This window comes from Microbacterium sp. Root322, from assembly GCF_001425645.1.
Taxonomy (GTDB): Bacteria; Actinomycetota; Actinomycetes; order Actinomycetales; family Microbacteriaceae; genus Microbacterium; species Microbacterium maritypicum.
On record NZ_LMCS01000001.1, the window covers coordinates 195,200 to 214,889 of the forward strand.

The window sequence follows — 19,690 nt, forward strand, 5'->3', positions numbered from 1 at the left end:
TCTTCCCGTGAGATCTCGGAGCCGCGAGCTCCCCAACGAAACAGGTATGAAGTGGTTTACGCAGTAGTGCGCGCCGGTGGGCGGCAGGAGAAGGTCGAGGTCGGCACGATCGTTCAGCTCGACCGTGTCAAGGCTGCCCAGGGCGAGAAGATCGAGCTGGCTGCAGTGCTGCTCGTCGACGGCGCCACGGTGACCACCGACGCTGACTCGCTCGCGAAGGTCAAGGTCACGGCTGAGGTCATCGGCAACCTCCGCGGCCCGAAGATCATCATCCAGAAGTACAAGAACAAGACCGGCTACAAGAAGCGTCAGGGCCACCGCCAGGAGCTCACGCGCGTCAAGATCACCGGCATCAAGTAAGCCCGAGGGGATTAGGACATGGCACATAAAAAGGGCGCAAGCTCAACCCGTAACGGTCGTGACTCCAACGCTCAGCGCCTCGGCGTGAAGCGCTTCGGCGGTCAGCAGGTCCTCGCCGGCGAGATCATCGTCCGCCAGCGCGGCACGCACTTCCACCCCGGCGTCAACGTCGGCCGTGGCGGCGACGACACGCTGTTCGCTCTGGCCGCCGGTGCGGTCCAGTTCGGCGCGAAGGGCGGCCGCAAGGTCGTCAACATCGTCGCCGCAGCTGAGTGATCACAGCGCGACACTAGATATCCGGTTCGGGGCGGGCTTCGGCTCGCCCCGTCCGTGTATCTGCCCTCCGAAAACGCACAGCAACCCAGAGGACTAGCAAATGGTCACGTTCGTCGACACCGTCACACTGCACCTGCGTGCGGGTAAGGGCGGCAACGGCTGCGTCTCCGTGCACCGCGAGAAGTTCAAGCCGCTCGGCGGCCCGGACGGAGGCAACGGCGGTGACGGCGGCGACGTCGTGCTCGTCGCCGATCCTCAGACCGGCACGTTGCTGTCGTATCACCACTCGCCGCACCGTTCCTCCGGCAACGGCGGTCCGGGCATGGGCGACCACCGCTCCGGGTTCCTCGGTGAGACGCTCGAGCTGCCGGTCCCGGTCGGCACCGTGGTGAAGAACACCGCCGGCGAAGTCCTCATCGACATGATCATCCCCGGTGAGCGGTTTGTCGTCGCCAAGGGCGGGATGGGTGGGCTCGGCAACGCCGCCCTCGCCACCCCGAAGCGCAAGGCCCCCGGGTTCGCTCTCCTGGGCACCCCTGGGCACGAGGGTGACATCATCCTCGAGCTGAAGACGGTCGCCGACATCGCCCTCGTGGGCTACCCGTCCGCCGGCAAGTCGAGCCTGATCGGTGCGATCTCCGCCGCCCGGCCCAAGATCGCCGATTACCCGTTCACGACCCTCCACCCGAACCTCGGCGTGGTGCAGGTCGGTGACTTCCGCTACACGGTCGCCGATGTGCCCGGCCTGATCGAGGGCGCCAGCGAGGGCCGAGGACTCGGTCTCGAGTTCCTCCGCCACGTCGAGCGCTGCTCGGCGCTGCTGCACGTGCTCGACTGCGCGACTCTGGAGCCCGGTCGTGACCCGATCTCCGACCTCGACGTCATCCTCGCCGAGCTCGGTGCCTACGAGGTCCCCGAGGGACAGACGCCGCTCCTCGAGCGCCCGCAGTTCATCGCCCTGAACAAGATCGACGTCCCCGAGGCGCGCGACCTCGCCGAGCTCGTGCGCCCCGATCTCGAGGCCCGCGGGTTCCGCGTGTTCGAGATCTCCACGGTCTCCCATGAGGGGCTGCGTCCGCTCACCTTCGCGTTGGGCGAGCTCGTCGAGAAGGCGCGTGCCGAAGCCGCGCTCGAGACGCCGCCGGAGCGCGTCATCATCCGTCCTCGCGGCTCCAAGAAGGAATTCACCATCCGTGTCGAGGGCGGCACCTACGGCAACGTGTACCGCATCCTGGGTGAGAAGCCGGTTCGATGGGTGCAGCAGACCGACTTCCAGAACGAAGAGGCCGTCGGCTATCTCGCCGATCGACTCGAGAAGCTCGGTGTCGAGGACGAGCTCTTCCGTCTCGGCGCCGTTCAGGGCTCGACCGTCGTCATCGGCGAGGGCGACAGCATCGTCTTCGACTGGGAGCCCACCATGACATCGGCCGCGGAGCTGATGAGTGCGCCGCGTGGAACCGACCCCCGTCTGGCCCCGAACGCGCGACGGACGACGTCGGAGCGACGCGAGCAGTACTACGAGCGCATGGATGCCAAGGCCGAAGCCCGCGCCGAGGTCGAGACGCAGCGTCTCGCCGCGTACCGCGAGGACGGCGAGTGACAGCACGGACCCGCGCAGAACTCGCCACTGCGTCCCGCATCGTCGTCAAGGTCGGATCCTCCTCGATCAGCGGTGAGTCGTCCTGGCGCATCCCCGTCATCGTCGACGCCCTCGCTGCCGCGCATGCACGCGGAGCCGAGGTCGTGCTGGTGTCATCGGGTGCGATCGCGTCGGGCATCCCGTTCCTGCGGCTGGACGCCCGACCGACCGACCTCGCGACCCAGCAGGCTGCGGCGGCCGTCGGCCAGAACATCCTGATGTATCGCTACCAGGAGTCGCTGCGTCCGTTCGACATCGTCGCAGGGCAGGTGCTCCTCACCACCGGTGACCTTGAGAACCCGACGTCGCGCTCCAACGCCCGTCGCGCCATGGAGCGACTGCTCGGGCTGCGCACCCTGCCGATCGTGAACGAGAACGACACGGTCGCAACACAGGAGATCCGCTTCGGCGACAACGACAGGCTCGGTGCGCTCGTCGCCCAGCTGATCGAAGCCGATGCGCTCATCCTGCTCAGCGACATCGAGTCGCTCTACACGAAGCCTCCGACCGATCCCGACGCCGAGCCGATCGACATCGTGGCCCCGGACGCCGACCTGACCGGCCTCGAGTTCGGAGCGACGGTCGTCAACAGTGTCGGCACCGGGGGAGCGGCCACCAAGGTCTCGGCGGCGCGCCTCGCGGCGGCGTCGGGGATCGGGGTGCTGGTCACCAGTGCCGACCTCGTCGAGCAGGCTCTCGCCGGCGCCGAAATAGGGACCTGGTTCGAGCCGGCCACCTCATAAACTGGGCGGATGACCGACCAGACCCCGCAGGCACGCCTCGAGCGCGCCAAAGAGGCCTCCCGCGCCACGGCAGCGCTCACGAGCGATGACAAGGCCCGTGTGCTCGAATCCATCGCCGTGTCGCTTCTGGATGCGGCGCCGCGCATCATCGAGGCGAACGGTCGCGACATCGCCCGCGGACGCGAGGACGGCATCGGGGAGTCGCTCATCGACCGGCTGCGTCTCGACGACAAGCGCGTGGCGGCCCTCGCCGCGGCTGTGCGCGAGGTGGCCGCTCTCGCAGATCCCGTCGGTCGCGTGGTCGGCGGACACCGGATGCCCAACGGCGTCGCGCTCGAGCAGGTGCGCGTGCCGTTCGGTGTGGTCGGCGCGATCTACGAGGCCCGCCCCAACGTGACGGTCGACATCGCCGCGCTCGCGCTGCGTTCCGGCAACGCCGTGGTGCTGCGCGGCGGGAGTGCCGCCCGCGACTCCAACACCGTCCTCGTCGACGTCATGCGCAGCGCCGTGCAGAACGCTGGACTCACGCCCGAGGCGATCCAGACCGTGGACGACTTCGGTCGTGACGGCGCGAAGGCGCTCATGCACGGTCGTGGCTTCATCGATGTCTTGATCCCGCGGGGGAGTGCCGGCCTCATCGAGGCGGTCGTCACGGAGTCGACCGTGCCCGTCATCGAGACCGGAGCGGGCAACGTCCACATCTTCCTCGACGAGACGGCGCCGGACGACTGGGCGAGTGACATCGTCGTGAACGCCAAGGTCCAGCGCCCGAGCGTGTGCAACGCGGTGGAGACCGTTCTGGTGCATCGTCAGGCGGCTCCGCGTCTGATCCCCCTGGTGGCCAGCGCGCTGCAGAGCGAAGGGGTCGCGATCCACGGCGACGACATGGTCGCCGGTCTCGTCTCCAACGTGATCCCCGCGGTCGAGGACGACTGGGAGACCGAGTACCTGAGCCTCGACATCGCGATGAAGGTCGTCGACTCCCTCGATGAGGCGCTCGATCACATCCGCCGATACAGCACAGGTCACACGGAATCGATCATCACGACCGACTCGCGCAATGCGGAGCGCTTCCTCGCCGAGGTGGACTCGGCCGTCGTGATGGTGAACACCTCGACCCGCTTCACCGACGGCGGCGAGTTCGGCTTCGGAGCGGAGGTCGGCATCTCCACCCAGAAGCTGCATGCGCGGGGGCCGATGGGCCTGTCGGAGCTGACCAGCACGAAATGGCTCGCGCGTGGGGCGGGGCAGACCCGCGGCTGAGGGCTAGACTGGGGGACGCTGTACATCACAGGATCCCGAACAGCACGCCACGAAACGGAGTCAGGATGAACCTCGTCGCACAGATCGCGATGGCCGCTGCCGAAACCGAGCACCACGGCAACGTCGCGCTCGAAACGGTGATCTTCGGAGTCATCGCTGCGGTCGTGTTCGCCTTCCTCGGACTGGTGACCTTCTCCTACAAGAACGTCGCCAACCGTCACTCGGCGAAGGCCGAGGCCTGGGCTGCGCAGCACGGCAAGGACGGTCACGAGGCGGGACACGGCCACTAGGCCCCCATGAACGACGCTGCGACCACGCGCACCCCGCGCATCGGCGTGATGGGCGGCACGTTCGACCCCATCCATCACGGCCACCTGGTCGCAGCCAGCGAAGTCGCGAACTCCCTCGGTCTCGACGAGGTCGTATTCGTGCCGACCGGACACCCGTGGCAGAAGTCGGGCGTCTCGCCGAGCGAGCATCGCTATCTCATGACGGTGATCGCCACCGCCTCGAACCCGCAGTTCACGGTCAGCCGCGTCGACATCGACCGCGAGGGCCCCACCTACACGATCGACACGCTGCGCGATCTGAAGCGCGATCGTCCGGATGCGGAGCTCTTCTTCATCACCGGTGCCGACGCCGTGGCGCAAATTCTCAGTTGGAGGGACCATGATGAGTTGTGGGAGTTGGCCCACTTCGTCGCGGTCTCACGCCCCGGACATGTCCTGAGCACCGACGGCCTCCCGAGCGACAACGTCAGCCAACTCGAAGTGCCGGCGCTGTCGATCTCGTCGACGGACTGCCGTGAACGCGTTCGCGACGATCAGCCGGTCTGGTATCTGGTCCCTGATGGGGTCGTTCAGTACATCGCGAAGCATCATCTGTATCGGAGCAAGGCATGAGTACATCGGATCAGCAGGAGCAGGGTCCGCTGACGCGAAAGCAGCTGCGGGAGATCCGGCTGACGGGATCGACCCCGGTCATCTCCAACGAAGAGGCCGCTGCGGCGGCTGAGGCGGCACCCCCCGTGCCGCCGCTGCCCCGTGCTGTCGAACCCGTCGAGGTCGCGCCGGCACCGACGTCGAACGCCGACGAGGCGAACGGCGATGCACCCCTGACGCGTCGTCAGGCACGTGAGCTGGAGAAGGTCCGCACCGCCTCGGTTCCGGTCATCGCCGACGACGATGCTGCAGAGGATTCCGACGACACGGAGTCGGAGCAGCCTGCCGACCACGCGCCGGAGGAGAACCCCGTCGAGTCGACCGCCGCCATCGCGGACGATGCTGACGCTCCTGCGGAGATCGTGTCGGGTGTCCCGGACTTCACCAGGAACGAAGAGCCCGGCGACGACGACGACATCGACGACGAGGCCGCCATCGCGCCCGTGAGCGCATCCGTCGCCGCGGAGTCGGTGGGCGAAGTTCCGCTCGAGGTCGCTGATGAGCAGGCTGAGGAGTCGGCGCACGACGAGGACGTGGCTTCGGCTCTCGGCCTCGTGACGGAGGACGCCGACGGTTCCGACGAAGATGCCGACGACGTGCTCGCCGACGTCGACGATGCCGATGACGACGACGACGATGACGCCGAGGTTCGCCCCACGGTCAACCCCGCCTTCGGTGAGGGGCTCCTCGCCGATGCTCCGGACCCGCATGCGCCGTTCCGCCCGTCGTTCGACGAACTGCTCACCGTGGGCGACTCGACCGGTTCGCAGCACTCCGCGCCGAACGCCCTGATCTTCACCCCGTCTCCGGGCGAAGGATCGCTCTCCGGCCCCGTCGCCTCCACCGGCGAGATCCTCGTCACCGGGTCATACGAACTGCCGCAGGGCATGGGCTCGCAGGGCCATGCTCTCGGAACCACCGACGGCAAGGACGTCGACGCTGTTCTCATCGACGGCGAGCTTCCTCCCGCGTCGTCCCCCACGCCGATCGCCGCCAGCTCGGCGGTCAGCACCATCAAGCCCGCCGGCGAGGTGATCCGTCCACCGGCGCCTGAGAAGGGCAACCGGCTGATGATCACCCTGGCGATCGTCGCCGGAGGCCTCGCCCTCGCTGTCGGTGTCGTCGTCATCATCGCCATCACCATGAATGTGTTCTGATGCAATCACCTGAAACCGCCGAAGAGATGCTGCGCCTCGCAGCACAAGCCGCCATCGACAAGGGTGGAGAGGATCTCGTCGCGCTCAACGTCTCCGAGCCGCTTCCGCTCGTGGACATCTTCCTGCTCGTCACCGGAAACAGCGAGCGCAACGTCGCCGCGATCGCCGATGAGATCGAGGACCGACTGATCGAGTCGGGCCACAAGCGGGTACGACGTGAGGGACGTGCAGAAGCCCGGTGGGTGCTGCTCGATTTCGGCGACCTGATCGTGCACGTCTTCCACCAGGAGGAGCGCGTCTACTACGGTCTCGAGCGTCTCTGGAAGGACTGCCCCGTCGTTCCGATCGACGTGGCCGAGCCTGCCGCAGACCCCAGCTGACATGTCGACGCACCTGATCACGGGTGCGGGCTCCGGCATCGGCGCGGTTCTCGCCCGTCGACTGCTGTCCCGTGGCGACGGCGTGGTGGCGCTGGTCCGTGACGCCGGGCGTGCCCGGCAGATCGCGGAAGAGCTCCCCGGCGCATCCGTCCTCGTCGGCGACCTCGCGCAGCCCGGCCGTCTGTCGTGGGCGCTGTCGAAGCAGCATCTGCCCGACCGCATCGACTCGCTGGTGCACGTCGCCGGCGTCGTCGATCTCGGTGACGTCGCCGACCTCGCGCCCTCACTCTGGGAGCAGCAGCTCGCGGTCAACCTCATCGCGCCCGCGGAGCTCACGCGCCTCCTGCTGCCGGTGCTGCGCGTGTCTCAGGGTCAGGTCGTGTTCGTGAACTCGGGCGCCGGGCTTCGTGCCAACGCCGGATGGTCGGCGTATGCGGCATCGAAGCACGGGCTCAGGGCCCTCGCCGATGCGCTGCGGGCGGAAGAGGCCCAGCACGGCGTGCGGGTGACCTCGATCTACCCCGGGCGCACCGCTACTCCGATGCAGGAGCGCGTGCATCAGCAGGAGGGGCAGGAGTACGACGCCGGCCGCTTCATCACCCCGGAGGCCGTCGTCACGACGATCCTCACTGCGCTCGACCTCCCTCGCGACGCGGAGATCACCGACCTCACGGTGCGACCGGGCCGCTGAATCGTCGCGGTTCTCCGCGCCCGTGCCGCGACCGAATCCACCGACGGCACCGTCCTCGCGTGGTGTCAAGGGGCTTCCCCGGCAACGGTTCGTGGCGCACTCTCTAGGGAGAGAGAGTCCTGGAGGGCCCCCACATGTCTGAACTTCCGGATCCGCGTTTCATGCTGAATCGCATCACGGCATCGGAGTGGGTGATCAACGACCTTCGTTACTCGCCCAACGATCCACGCCACGTGGTCGCGTGCGTGTACGAGCTCGCCGAAACAGAAGTCGAAGTGACCTGGTTGCGCGACCTGCCTCTCGCCACCCGATACGGGACCGTTTTCGAGGTGCTCGAGGACGTCGAGCGGATGCGTGGTTCGAGCAGGGCCACACGTCCGATCTCCATTCCCCATCGGCCGCCGCTGCTGGCGACGTAGTCGACCGCACGAGGCGCTGGCCACCGCGAAGAAGCGCACCCCTCGATCATCGAGGGGTGCGCTTCTTCGTTCGCCTGTGGGGTGCTCCACCGACCGAGGTGCTCGGAGAAACCGCGTGCGACGGGCCGCACGGACACGCTCACACGCGACCTATGCGTCGCGTCGAAGGCTCTGCCGGTTCGAGATGAGACCGGCAGTGATCACGCATCCGACGGAGACGGCTGCCGCCGAGAGCAGCGGCGCCGCGAGGTCCGCGAGTCCGACGCCTGATGCAGTGAGCAGCGTCGTCGGAGCCCAGGTAGTCAGTGCGTCGACGCTGCTCAGCAGCGGCAGTACCAGCATCAGCAGGGTCGCGGCGGCGATCGCGGGGGCGGTGCGCCTGGTCAGCGCCATGATGAGGTATCCGATGCTCATCGCCATGATGAGGTAGAGCGCAGAAGCCACGCCGACAGTGATGATCAGCCCGCTGTCGATCGGACCGAGGAACACCGTGGTGAGTGCGGCAGCGAGCAGCAGAGCCCCGGCGTAGCTCCCGACGGCCGCGATCCAGTTGATGACGAGGCGGGGCAGCATCAGCGGGGCGAGGTGTCTGACCCGGGTGCGGTAGAAGATCGAAGAGCCGGGGCGGGTGTCCCAACTCATGGAGGTGATCGCGAGGGCGACAGCCAGAATGAGACCGAGTTGCATGGCACTCTGGTTGAACAATGCGATCCCGTCCATCGGGGTGGCGTCGGCAGCTTCGATGGTGAGTTGCTCGGTGCCGGCGGCAGCGGCCAGTAACTCGGGCATGTAGAGCGCGAGGGCGGGGCCGGAGAGTCCGAAGAACGCGAACACGGCGAGCAGACCGATCAGCGCTCCGGAACGGATGAGGCGTCGCGTCTCGACGCGGGCCGAGGCGAGGATGAGTGTCATCGGTTTTCCTGGTTCTGGATGATGCGGGCGAATGACGCGTCGAGGTCGCGATCGCGCAGAGTGACCTCGATGATGGGCGCGCGGAGGTTCTGCAGGGCGGTCACCAGGTGTTCGGCGGCTGACTCGAAGCTGGGGAAGCGGACCGTGCACAGCATGTCCGCTTCGAACTCGAAGCGCGCTTCAGGGACAGCAACCGCAAGGTCGGCAGCGCTGATCTGTGCGGGGGCGCCGAGGCGGATCGTCCAGACGGGCGCGATGCCCTCAGTGAGGATCGACGCCGTCGTTCCCTGGGTGATGACGCGCCCTTGGTCGATGACGACGATGTGGTCGGCAAGCTGTTCGACTTCGCTGAGCATGTGGCTGGAGAGCAGGATGCAGCGGTGGCGCTTCTGCGCGGTGATGATCCCGCGCACGTCGGCGCGGCCGATGGGGTCGAGCGCGCTGTTCGGCTCATCGAGGATCAGGATCTCCGGATCCGTGACCAGCGCTGCCGCGATGCCGAGGCGTTGGAGCATGCCGCGCGAGAAGTCTGCGACACGACGATCCTTCACCGATCCGAGGCCGCACGCCTCGAGGGCTTCCCGCGCGGTCTCACGAACGATTCGCGCTCGGTCTTCGCGTCTGCGTGACATCGCGAGGGAGATCTCCACCACTTCGAGTGCGGTGAGCCAGGACTCGAACTGGGGCACGTCAGGGCAATACGCCACACGTGCGTTCGGCGAGGCGAACTCGACGGTGCCCGACTCGGGCCGGGCGAGGCCTGCGATGATGCTGAACAGGACCGTCTTTCCGGCTCCGTTGGGCCCGATGACGGCCGTCACGGCGCGTTCGTCAGCGGTGAAGTCGATGCTACGGATGCCGCCACCGCCCGGGTAGATACGGGTGAGGTCTCCGACCTTCAGCGCCGCGGTCACCGCAGGTCCTCGTCTCTGAGTCTCTCGCCCTGGGCTCGGCCGATGATGATGTAGATGACCGCGCCGACCGGGACGGCGAGCAGCACGATCAATACCCACGCCCACTTGGGGAGATGCTCGACGGGCCTGCGGATGATGTCGACGAGTGACCATCCGATGAGCACGGCCACGAGGACGAGAACAGGCATGAGGGGGAGGAGCATCGACGTGTCGAAGTTCACGGGGTTCACAAGGACTTCCCTTTCTTTCAGAGGATGGCCGTGGCCGAGTGCGCGGGTGTTGCACGAGCCACGCACGGCCAGCTGAATCAGCGGTGGGCAGCAACCCACCACTGACTCGCCGCCTTCGCGACGTCGATATCGCTCAGCCGTTCGGCTCCGCGCTCTTCGGAGTGCTGCCCCGACGCGCATCGCCTCCGGGGGCGGTTTCGCGCGGCATCAGAACCGTGCTGAGAGTGCGACGGCGGCGACCCGCGTACGGTTCGTTGGTCAGCACGCCTTCGAGTGCCGTCATGAGGGTGCGCCCGAACTCATCGACCTCCTCGTCGCTGGCCCAGAAGGACGCCTGAGCGAAACTGACCCGATCGGCGTGCAGGTCCGGGTCTCCGGCGTGCAGATAGTCGCTGAAGTCGCGGATCAGTCCGGAGGTGAAGACCGTGAACGCCGTCAGCAGCTCCTCGTTGCTCAGGGAGTTCAGTTCCTCCGCTGAGGGGTTGGCGAAACTCGGGGAGAGGCGGTAGGTCCTCTCGCTCGCTCCTCGAACCTGCTGCTCATCTGCCACCTCGATCAGCTCGTGCGTGACCAAGTGGCCGACGTGCCGGTAGAGGGTGGCGATCGGGATGTCGGCCAAGCGCTCATGAAGCTGGTGCGTCGTGAGTTCCTCCTCGCCCAGCAGCGTCTGGACGATACGAAGGCGAACCGGATGCAGAAGTGCCGAAGAAGTAGCCACATTGCAACGCTATCAGTATTGATAGTGATAATGGTAAACAGCGTGGCCTCGTTGCCTCACGGTCGACAGGTCAGTCGACGGCGGGGCGGGGGTGATAGACCGATTGAGCCTCTACGGCGGCGGTGGCGAAACTACCGTCTGCATTGATGACGTGGCCGCGAGCCAGCGTGAGTCCGGTGGCGCGGCCCCGTCCTTTGAGCACGGCGCCGCGCAGGTCAGGGTCGGGGTCGCGGTGGCTCCCGCCGCCGACGAGCGAGACGTTCACCGCGGTGACGTCGCCGAGGATCTGCGATCCATCGCCCAGCGTGGAAGCGCCTGCGAGGTCGATCCTCCCGATGAGACGCACTCGACTGCCGACGGTGATCACGGCATCGTGACGATTCGCGAGGAGGGCAACGGCGTGCGGGCCGAACTCGTTGTCGGCACCGATGCTCACGCGCCCGCCGTCGGTCGCCTCGATGCGGGTGCCCTCGAAGAACCTGTTGCCGTCTCCGATACGGAGAGCGTCGGATTCAGCGTCGATACGGACGTTCGGTGAGAACACGTTTCCGGTCCCGATCCGAGCGTGCACGGAGAGGAGGGCGGAGTAGGGGTCGATGAAGACGTTGTGATCGTCCGCGATGAGCTCGCTCACCGTCCGATAACCCAGGAGCGTGCGCACGCGGTCCGCGTAGGCGAGGGGTGTCTCCGTCATGGCGCCTCCTGATCGTGTCCTCGTCCACTGGAGCGACCCCATAAGACGAAGAAAGCCCCCGGAGAACCGGGGGCTTTTTCTGTGGACCTGAGGGGACTCGAACCCCTGACCCCCTGCATGCCATGCAGGTGCGCTACCAGCTGCGCCACAGGCCCAGACGCTGTTCCGGACCAGCCGGAGCAACTTGAAAAGAGTACTACACGAATCGACACGAGCACCAATCGGGGTGGGTATCCCGGGCGCGTCACGGCGTGGACGACGGCGGAGAGGAACAAGCGCGTGGAGCGGGGCGTTGAACCCGGCGTGAGCATCCTCGACAGTCTGGTGATCGGCGCAGGGCAGGCCGGCCTCTCGGCATCCTTCCACCTCGCGCGGCTGGGCATCTCGCACGTGGTCCTCGACGCGGATACGCGTCCCGGGGGTGCCTGGCAGCACCGGTGGGACGCGCTGACCATGCGTGACGTGCACGGGGTCGCAGAGCTGCCGGGAGACACGCCTCCACCACGCGACGGCACACGCGCGAACGAGGCAGTGCCCGCCTATTTCGCCGCCTACGAGCACAGGCATGCCCTCCCGGTGCTCCGTCCCGTGCACGTGGAGCGGGTGGACGACCGGGATGGCGTGCTCGTCGTGCGCGCCCGCGAGGGGGAGTGGACGACCCGCACCCTCGTGAATGCGACCGGCACCTGGTCGCATCCCTTCCTGCCGCACTTCCCCGGTATGGAGACCTTCGTCGGCGAACAGCTGCACACCGTCGACTACCCGGGGCCGGAGCACTTCATCGGCAAGCGGGTGCTCGTCGTGGGCGGAGGAGCTTCCGCCGTGCAGTTCCTCGGCGCACTCGCGCCGATCACCGACACGCTGTGGGTCACCCGTCGAGAACCGGTGTGGCGCAACGACGACTTCACACCGGAGGCAGGAGCTGCAGCCGTCGCGCTTGTGGAGCAGCGCGTCGCCGCCGGTCTCCCCCCTGAGAGCGTGGTCAGCGTCACCGGGCTCATGCTCCGCCCGCAGGAGCGGGAGGCCGAGCGTCTGGGCGCCTACGCCGACCGGCGTCCCCTGTTCGAGCGGATCGAACCCGACGGGGTGCGCTGGGCCGACGGCAGTTTCGAGCAGGTCGACGTGATCCTGTGGGCCACCGGGTTCCGCCCTGCGGTCACGCACCTGGCTCCTCTTCACCTGCGCAGTGCGGCCGGGGGCATCCAGTTGGACCGGAACGGCCGCGGTACGACGGCTGTCGCAGACCCCCGCGTGCAGCTGGTCGGCTACGGTCCGTCGGCGAGCACGATCGGTGCCAATCGTGCCGGTCGCTCGGCGGCGAAGGGAGTGCAGCGGGCGCTGCAGTCCACGAACGCGCGCGTCACCAGCGGTTGAGCACCTCTTCCGCGAATCCTTCGATGCCGTCGACGTGCACCTGCCTACCTGTGTCGTCCCGTACCCAGCCCGACCACACGCCGAAGAGCTGATCCGTCCTGCTCGAGATCACCAGGGCATTCGTGCGCGAGTGCTTGTCATAGAACGGGGTGAAGGTGAGGTCGGCGCTCGTCCCGTGCACACGCCACGGGCGCAGGAACTGCTCGGGGTCGTAGTCCCAGACGAGCTCCTCGCTGATCTTCGACAGGCGTCCGTCGACCAGCAGCGCGTTCTCGGTCGCCCCGGAGCCGTCGGTCCATTTCGAGCCCAGCTGCAGCCCTATGACGCGGCCGTCGACGGTACCGCTCCCCGCCGCCCAGTTCCAACGCACGCGGTAGGGCCAGCGTCCGCGTCCGTGGTCGAGCACCGCCCAGCTGCTCGCGGACACGTCGTGGGTGACGCCGTCCACCGTCACCGTCCCGGTCGTCGGGCGTGCCACATCCTTCACCGTGTACTGGAAACGGGAGATGTCCTCTCCCCGGCGCCAGGGGACGACGACACCGAGGGACTCGTGACCGGGAGGACGGCCCGCCAGCAGGTCGAAGGACACCCGTGGAGCGGTGCCACGCAGACGGGTCCCGTCGAACGTCTCGTCGACGTCGATGGTGATGCGACGGGTGCGCGCTCGGACGGGCCCTGCACCGAGAGACGCCGGTAGCGTCGCGCTGCGGCCTCCCGGCGATATCACCGTCGTGCCGATGTCGTCACCGGTCGCTCGGTCGAGCACCCACACCTCATGCAGCGACATGTAGTCGACGCACGACACCGTGAAGGCGATGATGTGCGACGCCGTCATCACGTTCCAGTACTCCCAGCGCTTGTTGCGCCCCCAATGACCGCGGCCAGGGATCCCCGAGGTGTCGTGCACCGGTACGCGCGACCAGCCCAGCGCATCGTGGTTCAAGGCCCCGTCGGGGGTGGTGAGTGACACGTGCGCGGTGATCTCGCGCTCGATCAGCGGTGTGGGCATCGTCGTCCTGCTGTCGGGAGGGACACCGTCTCGGGTCGGCGTCGTTGACCCGAGTGTAGAGGACCGAGTGCCAGGTTCGGGATCGACAGCGACCAGACCCCCGCCGCGCTCGGGGAGGGGAGCGTAGGGTGAAGACATGTCGCGAATCATCGTCTTCGGCGGCCACGGCCGCATCGCCCTCCTGCTCGCGCCGCTCCTGGTCGCTCGAGGGGATGAGGTGACGGGAGTGATCCGCAACCCGGATCATTCCTCCGATGTGGAAGCCGGCGGGGCGAAAGCGCTGGTCGCCGACGTCGAGAGCATGGACGTCGAGGCGCTCGCCGAGATCATCCGAGGTCACGACGCCGTCGTCTGGTCGGCAGGTGCCGGCGGAGGGTCTGCCGAGCGCACCTACGCGGTCGACCGCGACGCGGCGCAGCGCTCCATGGACGCGGCCGAACGCGCCGGCGTCCGACGGTATGTGATGGTGTCCTGGCTCGGCTCCACCGCCGATCATGGCGTGCCGCAGGACGATTCCTTCTTCCCATACGCGGACGCGAAGTGGGCCGCTGACGAGCACCTGCGAGGAACCGGCCTCGAGGGCACGATCCTCGCACCGGGAACGCTCACCTTCGACGAGCCCACCGGCCGGATCCAGATCGACCCCGACGGTCGAGGAGCGGTATCACGCGCCGACGTCGCGGCCGTGATCGCAGCCACCCTCCACGAGCCGTGCACGGTCGGCCGGACGATCCGCTTCGGGAACGGCGACACCGACGCCGCGGTGCCGATCGCCGAGGCCCTCTCCTGCTGACGAGCCCTGCACCGCACCGATGCGCGTGAACTCTCGACACCGGGGACGGGCGGCAGGCGCACTCGCGCTCGCCGCAGCGGTGGGGCTCTGCGCCTCGTCGGCGGCGTCTGCCTCGATCACGGCGACCACGGCTCCGCGCACTCCCGCGGCCACGGTGCCGAGCACCGGAGCCGAGAGGTTCGTCGACCGCGCGACAGCTCTGGTGAAGGCGATGCCTGTCGGGGAACAGGCGTCGACCGTGGTGATGGGACACGTGGCGGGGACCGATCCGGGCGCGCTCCGGGCGTACATGGAATCGGGCCTGGGCGGATTCATCCTGATGGGGGCCAACATCCCGGCATCCGAAGCCGAGCTGCAGGCGCTCACCGCCGCGCTCACGGTGGATCCGACGCTGCCGCCGCTCATCGCCGTCGATCAGGAGGGCGGTCTGGTCTCGCGTCTGAACGGCGACGACCATGCCGCTTCCACCTCGCTGAAGGGTCTTCCGGTGTCTGAGACTTCCGCGGCGTTCGCCGCGCGGGGCTCGTTGGTGGCACGCGCGGGGATCACCGTGAACTTCGGCACCGTGGCCGACTACACGGCCGATCCCGGCTCGTTCATCCATGGCCGTGCACTCGGCACCGATCCGGCCGGTGCGGCGGAGCGCGTGGCGGCTGCGACCGGTGCGCAGGAGCAGTTCCTCGCTTCGACGCTCAAGCACTTCCCCGGGCACGGTGCGGCGCCCGGCGACTCGCATCATGCGATCCCGAGCACGACGATGGGGCTCGAGGAGTGGCGTGCCACCGCCGCTGTTCCGTTCGCTGCAGGGATCGACGCGGGGGCCTCGCTGCTGATGTACGGGCATCTGGCCTACACGGCCGTCGACACCCTGCCGGCATCCCTCTCGCCGACCTGGCATGAGATCGCCAGGGACGAGCTCGGCTTCACGGGTGTCGCGGTCACCGACGACCTCGGGATGCTGCTCTCGTCGGGAGACCCGGCCTATGCGGACCCGGTCGCGAACGGAGTGGCGGCGATCGCCGCGGGGAACGACCTGGTGCTGATGGTCGCGGGCTCCGATGCGCAGACGGCGGGATCGATGGTGCACGGCATCACCGCGGCGGTCGAGACGGGCACGCTGTCGCCCGAGCGCCTCGAAGAAGCGGCGACGCGCGTGGTCGCGCTGCGGTTGCAGCTCTCCGCCGCGACGGCCTCCTGGGCGGTCTGCGAAGACTGCGACCGGGTGGACTGAGCGCTCAGGCCGCGTCGCGGGCCCCGGCGCCGAGCCAGGCGTTCAGCAGTGCGGTGCGCAGGGCGGCCCCGCGGTCCGCGAACCCTCGCTGCCGACGCACGTACTCGGCCTTGCCTTCGGGCGTCTCGATGGGAACGGGAACCACGTCCCACGCCGAGAGGTCGTACGGTGCCGCCTGCATGTCGAGAAGGCGTATGTCGCGAGCGAGCTCGAACGAATCCAGGAGGAGGTCGCCCGGGATGAGGGGCCCGAGCTTCGTCGCCCACTTGTACAGGTCCATGCCCGCGTGCAGGCACCCCGGCTGCTCGAATAGCGGCTGCTCGTCGCGACTCAACGAGGTGCGGTTGCGGGGGACCGCCTCGGGGGTGAAGAAGCGGAAGGCGTCGAAATGAGTGCAGCGCAGGTCGTGATTCTCGACGACGGCATCCGTGCCTGCCTGCCCCAGTCGCAGCGGAACCGCATGTCGGTGCTTGTCGGCGCGGTACACCATCGCCCACTCGTGCAGACCGAAGCAGCCGAACTGCCCTGGCCGCGATGCCGTGCGGCGGAGCATCTTCTCGATGAGCGATGCCAGCTCCGCCTTCTCTCGGCCGAAAGCTGCCGCATCGGGAACCGCGCTGTCAGCGGATCGTCCTGCGCGGTACCAGCGCCAGTCGAGGCGTTCGCCGGCATCGGCGAGCTCGACGCCGGCGCCCGGGTGCCAGCGTCGCAGCTGTGCGGGCTTGTACGAGTAGTACGTGAAGAGGAAGTCCCACACCGGGTGCTTCTCCGCCCGGGTCGCCCGGTCACGGTGCGCAGCAGTGAGAGCATCGGCACGTTCACGATGCGCTTCTTCGAGGACCAGCCAGTCCTGGCGGGAGAGGGACATGTCAGTGCAGGATGCCGGCTTCGCCCAGCAGATCGCGAAGACCGGCACCGTCTTCGGCACTCACCCACGGGGCGACATCCTCGGAGTGCGGCTCATGGCCTGCCCGACCACCCGCGAGGACGGCCTCGGCAGGGAGGAGACGACGGATCGCGACGCCCGCGACCGAGTCGGGGTACTCCTCCATGAACTGGCTGTAGATCGACTCGTCGTGCTGGCCGTCGTCACCGATCAGCAGCCACTTCACATCGGGGAACTCGGTCGCGAGTCGCCGCAGGTTCGTCAGCTTGTGCTCGCGCCCGCTGCGGAACCAGCGCTCATGCGTGGGCCCCCAGTCGGTCAGGAGCATGGAACCGGCAGGGAAGAGATGACGGCCGAGGAAGCGCCACAGAGTGGGGGCGACGTTCCACGCCCCCGTGGAGAGGTAGACCATCGGTGCACCGGGGTGCTGCCGCAGCAGCTGATCGAGGAGCACGGCCATTCCAGGTACCGGAAGACGGGCATGCTCGTCGAGCACGAAGGAGTTCCAGAAGGCGATGAAGGGACGAGGGAGGGCCGTGACCATCACGGTGTCGTCGACATCCGACACCACGCCGAACGACGTGCCCTCAGCGACGATGAACGCTCGTGCCTCCACCGGAGGCTGTCCCTCGACGGAGAACGTGAACGTCTGCCAGCCGGGCTCCAGATCGACGCGGATCATGGCGTCGACCACACCGCCGCGGTCGGCGGCGACCTGATGAGTGGTGCCGCCGAAATGCACGCTCACGGCGGCGAAGCCCACGGGGATGCCGACGAAGCTGCGCCAGCCACGAACGCTCGCGGGCTCACCGTCGCGGGTACGACGCTGCGGCGGCACGATCAGAACACGGCCGACGACGCGGACCCAGCCGGGACCGCCGTACCCGGGGAAGGGAAGGATCGTCGCGACGCGGCCTCGACGGCGCGCGCGACCCTCTCGCCAGACGTGGAGGCGATGTTCGAGTCGGGCGAACCAGTGGATCCGGGGGGCCGGGGGAGCCGATGCCATTGCCTCAGTCTTTCACGTCGGCGTCGGCCTCTGCCTCCGGGCCCTCCAGATGACGCGCCTCGACGCGCTGCAGGAGCTTCTTGCCGAGGAACGCCAGAAGCAGGAAGAGCGCGATCACGCCGACGAAGATGTATCCCGCGAAGTGCACGCGATCGACCAGTTCGCGGAAGCTGCCCGCAGCGAGCGACGTCACGCTCACGTAGGCGGTGGCCCAGAGGACGCACGCGGGAGCCGTCCACGCCAGGAACCTGCGGTACGGGTACTCGCTCATGCCCACGGTGAGAGGGACGAGGGAATGCAGCACCGGGAGGAAGCGGGACAGGAAGATCGCGATGCCGCCGCGGCGCTCGAGATAGTTCTCGGCGCGAACCCAGTTGTGCTCACCGATTCTGCGCCCCAACCACGACACCCGGATGTGCGGGCCCAGCCAGCGCCCCAGCCAGAAGCCGATGCTCTCGCCGATCAGTGCCCCGATCACGACCGCGACGCCCATCGCGACGCCCTCCAGCGGAGTGGCGACCCCCATCGAGGCGATGATCACGATCGTGTCACCGGGAACGACGAGACCGATCAGGATGCTCGTCTCCAGCATCACGGCGAGCCCGGCGATCAGCGTGCGGGCGACCGGATCGATCGACTGCACGGTGTCGAGGAGCCAGATCAGGAGGTCGTCCACCCCATGAGGATACGGGAGCCGCCCGGTCCTAGGCTGGAAAGGTGCCCGAACAGCTGAGTGCTCGACCGCTTCCCGCCTGGGTGGAGCCGTCGTCGGTGTTCGGGATGCTGGAAGCCGAAGCCGCGGATGTGTTCTGGCTCGATGCCGGGGCAGCCGCCACGACGGGGTGGAGTTTCGTCGGTACGGGGGAGCGCTCGACACTTCCGCGCGAGGTGCGCCTCGACAGGGGCGCCGCCGATCCCGCGCTGCCGCCGTTCACCGGGGGGTGGGTCGGCTGGCTCGACTATGAGAGCGGCGCCCCTGTCGCCGGGGCGCCCGTGGCCGGCGCCGTCGAGGAGAGCGGCGGCTCCTGGCTGCGCGCCACCCGTGTCGTCGCCTTCGACCACTCCCTCGGCCGCGCGTGGGCCCTCAGTGCGGATCACGACGCCGAAGCCTGGGCAGCCGCTGTCTCCGCGTTGGCCGGGGCGCGGGAACCCGTGCCCATGCCCGTGCGGGCCGACGAGACCCGCGTCGCCCAGGCGCGCCACGACCCGCAGGAGTATGCGGCCCTCATCGAATGCTGCCGCGATCTCATCCGTGCGGGTATCGCCTACCAGCTGTGCCTGACCACGCGCTTCACCGTCAAGGGAGCGCATGACGCCGTGGACGTCTACCACCGGCTCCGCACCGCCACGCCCGCCCACCACGGCGGGTTCGTGCGGATCGGCGACCGCACGCTGCTGAGCGCCAGCCCGGAGCAGTTCCTCCATGCGGACGGAGGCATCATCCGCACGCGTCCCATCAAGGGCACCAGGCCCCGAAGCTCCGATCCCGTCGCAGACGCCGCGCTCGCCGCAGAGCTCGCGACGGATCGCAAGGAGCGCGCCGAGAACGTCATGATCGTCGACCTGATGCGCAACGATCTCTCGCGGGTCTGCGAGCCGGGGAGCATCCGTGTCGAGGGGCTGTGGGTGGTGGAGAGCTATCCGGCCGTGCACCAACTCGTGAGCACGGTGAGCGGCGTCGCGGCCGCAGGGACGACGGTCGGTGCTCTGCTGGAGGCGGCCTTCCCCGCCGGCAGCATGACCGGCGCTCCGAAGCTGTCGGCGATGACCAGGCTCCACGAGTTGGAGGGCGGGCCCCGCGGCGTGTACGCGGGCTGCTTCGGCTACATCGGCGCCGACGGCACCCTGGATCTGGCCATGGTGATCCGCAGCATCCTGATCGAGGGGGAGCTGGCCGTCGTCGGCGCCGGGGGAGGCATCACCTGGGGCTCTGTCGCGGCGTCCGAGGTGGCGGAGGTGGCGACCAAGGCGCGCGCACCGCTCGCCGCGCTCGGCGCCGGAATGCCTGTGCTCTGGCGTTCCGATATCCTGAACTGATCCCGCTTTTTCCT

General features: G+C 68.2%; 24 protein-coding genes and 1 tRNA gene. 15 read left to right on the forward strand and 10 right to left on the reverse strand.

Going from position 1 to position 19,690, the window contains the following annotated elements; genetic code table 11:
• The first annotated feature begins 51 nt into the window (after positions 1 to 51).
• From rplU to ASC55_RS00975, 11 genes are all read left to right on the forward strand, one after another.
• Positions 52 to 360: a 50S ribosomal protein L21 gene (rplU, locus tag ASC55_RS00925; RefSeq protein WP_028501602.1), complete on the forward strand. Its 309-nt coding sequence runs from the start codon at positions 52 to 54 to the stop codon at positions 358 to 360.
• 18 nt (positions 361 to 378) lie between these two features.
• On the forward strand, positions 379 to 636 hold the full coding sequence (gene rpmA, locus ASC55_RS00930; protein ID WP_028501603.1) for a 50S ribosomal protein L27: 258 nt from the start codon (positions 379 to 381) through the stop codon (positions 634 to 636).
• Positions 637 to 736: 100 nt separating this feature from the next.
• Complete coding sequence (obgE, locus tag ASC55_RS00935; RefSeq protein WP_055867574.1) at positions 737 to 2,236, forward strand: GTPase ObgE; 1,500 nt, start codon at positions 737 to 739, stop codon at positions 2,234 to 2,236.
• Positions 2,233 to 3,018: a glutamate 5-kinase gene (gene proB, locus ASC55_RS00940; RefSeq protein WP_055872379.1), complete on the forward strand. Its 786-nt coding sequence runs from the start codon at positions 2,233 to 2,235 to the stop codon at positions 3,016 to 3,018. The genes obgE and proB overlap by 4 nt, the downstream gene beginning before the upstream one ends.
• Positions 3,019 to 3,027: 9 nt before the next feature.
• A complete protein-coding gene (locus ASC55_RS00945; protein ID WP_055867580.1) occupies positions 3,028 to 4,281 on the forward strand; it encodes a glutamate-5-semialdehyde dehydrogenase in 1,254 nt (417 codons plus the stop codon).
• 65 nt (positions 4,282 to 4,346) lie between these two features.
• The gene (locus ASC55_RS00950; RefSeq protein ID WP_017830330.1) at positions 4,347 to 4,571 is read left to right on the forward strand and encodes a hypothetical protein; all 225 of its coding nucleotides are present in this window, start codon (positions 4,347 to 4,349) and stop codon (positions 4,569 to 4,571) included.
• 6 nt (positions 4,572 to 4,577) lie between these two features.
• Complete coding sequence (gene nadD, locus ASC55_RS00955; protein ID WP_055867584.1) at positions 4,578 to 5,183, forward strand: nicotinate-nucleotide adenylyltransferase; 606 nt, start codon at positions 4,578 to 4,580, stop codon at positions 5,181 to 5,183.
• Entirely contained in the window at positions 5,180 to 6,379 is a 1,200-nt protein-coding gene (locus tag ASC55_RS00960) for a hypothetical protein (RefSeq protein ID WP_055872380.1), read from the forward strand. The genes nadD and ASC55_RS00960 overlap by 4 nt, the downstream gene beginning before the upstream one ends.
• On the forward strand, positions 6,379 to 6,759 hold the full coding sequence (rsfS, locus tag ASC55_RS00965; RefSeq protein WP_017830333.1) for a ribosome silencing factor: 381 nt from the start codon (positions 6,379 to 6,381) through the stop codon (positions 6,757 to 6,759). The genes ASC55_RS00960 and rsfS overlap by 1 nt, the downstream gene beginning before the upstream one ends.
• Position 6,760: 1 nt before the next feature.
• Complete coding sequence (locus ASC55_RS00970) at positions 6,761 to 7,450, forward strand: SDR family oxidoreductase (protein WP_055872381.1); 690 nt, start codon at positions 6,761 to 6,763, stop codon at positions 7,448 to 7,450.
• A 134-nt stretch (positions 7,451 to 7,584) separates the two neighbouring features.
• Positions 7,585 to 7,869 (forward strand): hypothetical protein, encoded by a 285-nt coding sequence (locus tag ASC55_RS00975; RefSeq protein ID WP_055867594.1) that lies wholly within the window; start codon positions 7,585 to 7,587, stop codon positions 7,867 to 7,869.
• Positions 7,870 to 8,019: 150 nt separating this feature from the next.
• Here the strand turns inward: ASC55_RS00975 and ASC55_RS00980 are convergent, their stop codons facing one another.
• The 6 genes from ASC55_RS00980 to ASC55_RS01005 form a co-directional block, all read right to left on the reverse strand.
• Positions 8,020 to 8,781: a hypothetical protein gene (locus tag ASC55_RS00980; RefSeq protein ID WP_055872382.1), complete on the reverse strand. Its 762-nt coding sequence runs from the start codon at positions 8,779 to 8,781 to the stop codon at positions 8,020 to 8,022.
• Positions 8,778 to 9,695, reverse strand: a complete 918-nt coding sequence (locus ASC55_RS00985; protein WP_055872383.1) for an ABC transporter ATP-binding protein — start codon at positions 9,693 to 9,695, stop codon at positions 8,778 to 8,780. Before ASC55_RS00985 ends, ASC55_RS00980 begins: the two co-directional genes overlap by 4 nt.
• Positions 9,692 to 9,925, reverse strand: coding sequence for a PLD nuclease N-terminal domain-containing protein (locus ASC55_RS17445; RefSeq protein ID WP_200935123.1), 234 nt, complete (start codon positions 9,923 to 9,925; stop codon positions 9,692 to 9,694). Before ASC55_RS17445 ends, ASC55_RS00985 begins: the two co-directional genes overlap by 4 nt.
• A 133-nt stretch (positions 9,926 to 10,058) precedes the next feature.
• Positions 10,059 to 10,643 carry a helix-turn-helix domain-containing protein gene (locus tag ASC55_RS00995; RefSeq protein ID WP_055872384.1) on the reverse strand — a complete coding sequence of 195 codons (585 nt, stop codon included), beginning with the start codon at positions 10,641 to 10,643 and terminating at the stop codon, positions 10,059 to 10,061.
• 70 nt (positions 10,644 to 10,713) lie between these two features.
• Positions 10,714 to 11,337, reverse strand: a complete 624-nt coding sequence (locus ASC55_RS01000) for a hypothetical protein (RefSeq protein WP_055872385.1) — start codon at positions 11,335 to 11,337, stop codon at positions 10,714 to 10,716.
• Between the two features lie 82 nt (positions 11,338 to 11,419).
• Positions 11,420 to 11,492 (reverse strand) — tRNA-Ala (locus ASC55_RS01005).
• A 148-nt stretch (positions 11,493 to 11,640) separates the two neighbouring features.
• Between ASC55_RS01005 and ASC55_RS01010 the strand changes: the two genes are divergently transcribed.
• Positions 11,641 to 12,711: an NAD(P)-binding domain-containing protein gene (locus ASC55_RS01010; protein ID WP_055867609.1), complete on the forward strand. Its 1,071-nt coding sequence runs from the start codon at positions 11,641 to 11,643 to the stop codon at positions 12,709 to 12,711.
• Here the strand turns inward: ASC55_RS01010 and ASC55_RS01015 are convergent.
• On the reverse strand, positions 12,698 to 13,720 hold the full coding sequence (locus ASC55_RS01015; RefSeq protein ID WP_055872386.1) for a DUF2804 domain-containing protein: 1,023 nt from the start codon (positions 13,718 to 13,720) through the stop codon (positions 12,698 to 12,700). The two genes, ASC55_RS01010 and ASC55_RS01015, sit on opposite strands and share 14 nt — an antisense overlap.
• A gap of 136 nt (positions 13,721 to 13,856) precedes the next feature.
• Here ASC55_RS01015 and ASC55_RS01020 point away from each other — a divergent pair, with 136 nt between their 5' ends.
• Together ASC55_RS01020 and ASC55_RS01025 are read left to right on the forward strand one after the other, a co-directional pair.
• On the forward strand, positions 13,857 to 14,513 hold the full coding sequence (locus ASC55_RS01020; RefSeq protein WP_055867615.1) for an SDR family oxidoreductase: 657 nt from the start codon (positions 13,857 to 13,859) through the stop codon (positions 14,511 to 14,513).
• 19 nt (positions 14,514 to 14,532) lie between these two features.
• The gene (locus ASC55_RS01025) at positions 14,533 to 15,744 is read left to right on the forward strand and encodes a glycoside hydrolase family 3 N-terminal domain-containing protein (protein WP_055872387.1); all 1,212 of its coding nucleotides are present in this window, start codon (positions 14,533 to 14,535) and stop codon (positions 15,742 to 15,744) included.
• A 4-nt stretch (positions 15,745 to 15,748) separates the two neighbouring features.
• On the opposite strand, the gene ASC55_RS01030 is transcribed toward ASC55_RS01025, so the two are convergent.
• From ASC55_RS01030 to ASC55_RS01040, 3 genes are read right to left on the reverse strand one after another with little or no spacing between them, the layout of a single operon-like run.
• Positions 15,749 to 16,612: a hypothetical protein gene (locus ASC55_RS01030; RefSeq protein ID WP_055873068.1), complete on the reverse strand. Its 864-nt coding sequence runs from the start codon at positions 16,610 to 16,612 to the stop codon at positions 15,749 to 15,751.
• Position 16,613: 1 nt separating this feature from the next.
• Positions 16,614 to 17,639, reverse strand: a complete 1,026-nt coding sequence (locus ASC55_RS01035; RefSeq protein ID WP_055867622.1) for an App1 family protein — start codon at positions 17,637 to 17,639, stop codon at positions 16,614 to 16,616.
• A 4-nt stretch (positions 17,640 to 17,643) separates the two neighbouring features.
• Positions 17,644 to 18,315, reverse strand: a complete 672-nt coding sequence (locus ASC55_RS01040; protein WP_055867623.1) for a DedA family protein — start codon at positions 18,313 to 18,315, stop codon at positions 17,644 to 17,646.
• 41 nt (positions 18,316 to 18,356) lie between these two features.
• Here ASC55_RS01040 and ASC55_RS01045 point away from each other — a divergent pair, with 41 nt between their 5' ends.
• Positions 18,357 to 19,676, forward strand: coding sequence for an anthranilate synthase component I family protein (locus tag ASC55_RS01045; RefSeq protein ID WP_055872388.1), 1,320 nt, complete (start codon positions 18,357 to 18,359; stop codon positions 19,674 to 19,676).
• The last annotated feature ends 14 nt before the right edge of the window (positions 19,677 to 19,690 follow it).

Bases quoted from the DNA above. Each gene is read 5' to 3' on its own strand.
- ASC55_RS00980 (WP_055872382.1), bottom strand. From the start codon at position 8,781: ATGACACTCATCCTCGCCTCGGCCCGCGTCGAGACGCGACGCCTCATC.
- ASC55_RS01015 (WP_055872386.1), bottom strand. From the start codon at position 13,720: ATGCCCACACCGCTGATCGAGCGCGAGATCACCGCGCACGTGTCACTC.
- ASC55_RS00945 (WP_055867580.1), top strand. From the start codon at position 3,028: ATGACCGACCAGACCCCGCAGGCACGCCTCGAGCGCGCCAAAGAGGCC.
- rpmA (WP_028501603.1), top strand. From the start codon at position 379: ATGGCACATAAAAAGGGCGCAAGCTCAACCCGTAACGGTCGTGACTCC.
- ASC55_RS01000 (WP_055872385.1), bottom strand. From the start codon at position 11,337: ATGACGGAGACACCCCTCGCCTACGCGGACCGCGTGCGCACGCTCCTG.
- ASC55_RS01030 (WP_055873068.1), bottom strand. From the start codon at position 16,612: ATGTCCCTCTCCCGCCAGGACTGGCTGGTCCTCGAAGAAGCGCATCGT.
- ASC55_RS01025 (WP_055872387.1), top strand. From the start codon at position 14,533: ATGCGCGTGAACTCTCGACACCGGGGACGGGCGGCAGGCGCACTCGCG.
- ASC55_RS01035 (WP_055867622.1), bottom strand. From the start codon at position 17,639: ATGGCATCGGCTCCCCCGGCCCCCCGGATCCACTGGTTCGCCCGACTC.
- ASC55_RS00970 (WP_055872381.1), top strand. From the start codon at position 6,761: ATGTCGACGCACCTGATCACGGGTGCGGGCTCCGGCATCGGCGCGGTT.
- nadD (WP_055867584.1), top strand. From the start codon at position 4,578: ATGAACGACGCTGCGACCACGCGCACCCCGCGCATCGGCGTGATGGGC.
- ASC55_RS00960 (WP_055872380.1), top strand. From the start codon at position 5,180: ATGAGTACATCGGATCAGCAGGAGCAGGGTCCGCTGACGCGAAAGCAG.
- ASC55_RS01020 (WP_055867615.1), top strand. From the start codon at position 13,857: ATGTCGCGAATCATCGTCTTCGGCGGCCACGGCCGCATCGCCCTCCTG.
- obgE (WP_055867574.1), top strand. From the start codon at position 737: ATGGTCACGTTCGTCGACACCGTCACACTGCACCTGCGTGCGGGTAAG.
- ASC55_RS00950 (WP_017830330.1), top strand. From the start codon at position 4,347: ATGAACCTCGTCGCACAGATCGCGATGGCCGCTGCCGAAACCGAGCAC.
- rsfS (WP_017830333.1), top strand. From the start codon at position 6,379: ATGCAATCACCTGAAACCGCCGAAGAGATGCTGCGCCTCGCAGCACAA.
- ASC55_RS00975 (WP_055867594.1), top strand. From the start codon at position 7,585: ATGTCTGAACTTCCGGATCCGCGTTTCATGCTGAATCGCATCACGGCA.